Annotated in this window: 3 protein-coding genes; 2 read left to right on the top strand and 1 reads right to left on the bottom strand. The window is 70.5% G+C overall.

The genetic code is table 11. The features are described from left to right. Positions 1-5 precede the first annotated feature (5 nt). Entirely contained in the window at positions 6-1,331 is a 1,326-nt protein-coding gene (glmM, locus tag ACWELQ_RS42000; RefSeq protein ID WP_452402558.1) for a phosphoglucosamine mutase, read from the top strand. On the opposite strand, the gene ACWELQ_RS41995 is transcribed toward glmM, so the two are convergent. After that, a complete protein-coding gene (locus ACWELQ_RS41995) occupies positions 1,332-2,975 on the bottom strand; it encodes an ABC-F family ATP-binding cassette domain-containing protein (protein WP_452402557.1) in 1,644 nt (547 codons plus the stop codon). A 65-nt stretch (positions 2,976-3,040) separates the two neighbouring features. Between ACWELQ_RS41995 and ACWELQ_RS41990 the strand changes: the two genes are divergently transcribed. Next, positions 3,041-3,249 (top strand): PspC domain-containing protein (locus ACWELQ_RS41990; RefSeq protein ID WP_452402556.1); only part of this gene is annotated, 209 nt, incomplete at its 3' end.

Here is a 3,249-nt window from a genome sequence, read left to right as displayed (position 1 = left end):
ACGCGCTGGGTCGTGAGGGCGTGTTCCCCGTGCTCAAGCGGACCGTCGGCCGCACCCACGCCAAGCACGGCTCGCCGCACATCGCGGGTCTGGTGGTGGCGCGCGCCAGCGGCGAGATGCTGGAGGCCGTGGTCACCGCGGGCCTCACCGCCGCCGGGGTGGACGTGCTGTCGGTCGGCGTGCTGCCGACGCCCGCCGTCGCCTACCTGACCGGCGTGTACGACGCCTGCCTGGGCGTCGTGATCTCCGCCTCGCACAATCCCATGCCGGACAACGGCATCAAGATCTTCGCCGCGGGCGGGCACAAGCTGGACGACGCCATCGAGGACCGCATCGAGGCGCTCATCGCCGAGGGCACGTTCCATCGGCCCACCGGCGCCGCCATCGGCCGCGTGCTGGGACGGCCCGGGCTGGGCGGGCACGTGTACGACGTGCACGATCGCTACAGCCTCGAGGGCACCCACGAGCGCTACGTCGAGCATCTGGTCCAGGCCACCGGCCGCGACCTGCGCGGAATCACCGTGGTCGTGGATTGCGCGCACGGCGCGGCCTCCGAGGTCGGCCCGGCCGCGTTCCGGGAGGCGGGCGCGACGGTCATCGCCATCAATGCCGAGCCCGACGGCCTGAACATCAACGACGGGTGCGGCTCGACGCATCTGGCGCAGGTTCAGCAGGCGGTTCGTGAGCACGGTGCGGATCTGGGCCTGGCGCTCGACGGCGACGCCGACCGCTGCCTGGCCGTGGACGCCACCGGCGCGATCGTCGACGGCGACGCCATCATGGCCGTGCTGGCCGTGGCCATGCGCGACTCCGGCGAGCTGGCCGCCAACACGCTGGTCGCCACCGTCATGAGCAACCTCGGCCTGCACATCGCCATGCGCGCGGCCGGAATCACGGTGCGCACCACCGCCGTCGGCGACCGCTACGTCCTCGAGGACCTGCGCGCGGGCGGCTACACCCTCGGTGGCGAGCAGTCCGGCCACGTGGTGTTCCCCAAGTTCGGCACCACCGGCGACGGTGTGCTCACCGGTCTGAAACTGATGGCGCGGATGGCCGAAACCGGCAGTAGCCTGGCGGAACTGGCGGGCATCGTGCAGACCGTCCCGCAGGTGCTGGTGAACGTCCCGGTCTCCGACAAGGCCGCGGTCGCGTCCGCCCCGGCGGTGCTCGCCGCCGTCGCCGAGGCCGAGGCCCTGCTGGGTGAGACCGGTCGAATCCTGTTGCGGCCCAGCGGAACCGAACAGCTGGTCCGCGTCATGGTGGAGGCCACCGACCAGGCCCAGGCCCACAACCTGGCCGACAACCTCGCCAAGCTGGTCGCGGCGGTCTGATTACTGCCCTTCGGTGAGCTGCCCGGCGTCCATGTGCCAGCGGCGGGTGGCTCGCACGTTGTCGAGCATGCGGCGGTCGTGGGTGACGAGCAGGACCGTACCCTCGAAGGATTCGACGGCCTGCTCCAGTTGCTCGATGGCGGGCAGGTCCAGATGGTTGGTCGGCTCGTCGAGGACCAGCAGGTTCACGCCTCGGGCCTGCAGGAGCGCGAGGGCGGCCCGGGTGCGCTCGCCCGGTGACAGCGTGTCGTTGGGGCGCATCACATGTGGGCCGCGGAGACCGAATTTCGCGAGCAGGGTGCGGACGTCGGGCTCGTTCCAGTCGGGGACCTCGGCGCTGAAGGTATCGGCGAGAGTGGCTGTGCCGCGGAACAATCCGCGAGCCTGATCGACCTCGCCGATGGCGACGCCCGAACCGAGCGCGGCGGATCCGCTGTCCGGCTTCGTCTTTCCGAGCAGCAGTGCCAGCAGCGTGGATTTGCCGGAGCCGTTCGCGCCGGTCAGCACGATGCGATCGCCCCAATCCACCTGCACCGTCACCGGTCCCAGGGTGAACTCGCCGCGGCTGAGCGTGGCGCCGGACAGAGTCGCGACCACCGCGCCGCTGCGCGGGGCGGCGGCGATGGACATCCGCAGCTCCCACTCTTTGCGCGGTTCCTCGACCACGTCCAGGCGTTCGATGCGCTTGACCGTCTGCTTGATCTTGGAGGCTTGCTTCTCGGTGGACTCCGCGCGGGCCTTGCGACCCATCTTGTCCGAGTCGCCCTTCGACTTGCGGCGGGCATTGCGGACGCCGTGCTCGAGCCAGTTGCGCTGCATATTCGCGCGGGCTTCCAGACCGGATTTGGTGTCGGCGTACTCGTCGTAGGCCTCGCGGGCGTGGCGGCGGGCGATCGCGCGCTCCTCCAGATACGACTCGTAGCCGCCGTCGTAGATGCCGACCTGCTGCTGCGCCAGGTCCAGCTCCACGATGCGATTCACGGTGCGCGCCAGGAACTCCCGATCGTGGCTGATCACCATGAGGGGCTCGCGGACGCCGGTCACGAACTGCTCCAGGCGGGCCAGGCCGTCCAGGTCGAGATCATTGGTGGGCTCGTCGAGCAACAGGATGTCGAAGCGGGACAACAGGACCGAGGCCAGCCCGGCGCGGGCGGCCTGACCGCCCGACAGCACGGTCATGGGGGTGTCGAGGCCGTGCGGGAGGCTGTCGGCGAGCCCGAGGTCGGCGGCGGTCTCCTCGGCGCGCTGCTCGAGATCCGCGCCGCCGAGGGCGAGCCAGCGCTCCAGGGCGGGGGAGAACTCGTCCTCGCCGCCGTCGGCGAGGCGTTCCGCGGCGGCGTCCATGGTCTGCTGGGCTTCGGCGACACCTGTTCGGCGGCGCAGAAATTCGAGCACGGTCTCGCCCGCGAGGCGTTCGGGTTCCTGGGCCAGATAGCCGACGGTGGCGTCGGGCGGGCTCAGCACGATCTCGCCCTCGGGGGCGTCGCCGTCCGCGAGCAGGCGCAGCAGGGTGGATTTACCGGCCCCGTTCACGCCGACCAGCCCGATCACGTCGCCGGGGGCGAGGATCAGGTCCAGGTCGGAGAACAGGGTCCGCTCGCCGTGTCCGGCGGCCAGGCCGCGCGCATGCAGAGTGGTGCTCACCAGGGCGATTCTGCCGTGCTCAGGGTGTCACCCTGACGTCGGCCCTCGGAAAGTTCAGGGTCGGAATGGGGCGCGGGACCGATGTGGGCGGTGAGCGAACTCGGCACAGTGGAGTCATGACTACACCGTTTCCGACACCGGCCCCCGAATACCCGACCCAGAGCCCGAAGCGCCTGACCCGCTCCAGCACCGACAGTTGGATCGGCGGCGTGTGCGGCGGTCTTGCCGAATACCTGGGCTGGAACGCCAATCTCGTCCGCATTCTGTTCGTGGC

The organism is Nocardia sp. NPDC004722, assembly GCF_053601505.1.
Note: the sequence above shows the minus strand (reverse complement) of the source record. Positions and strands in the feature narration are given on the sequence as shown.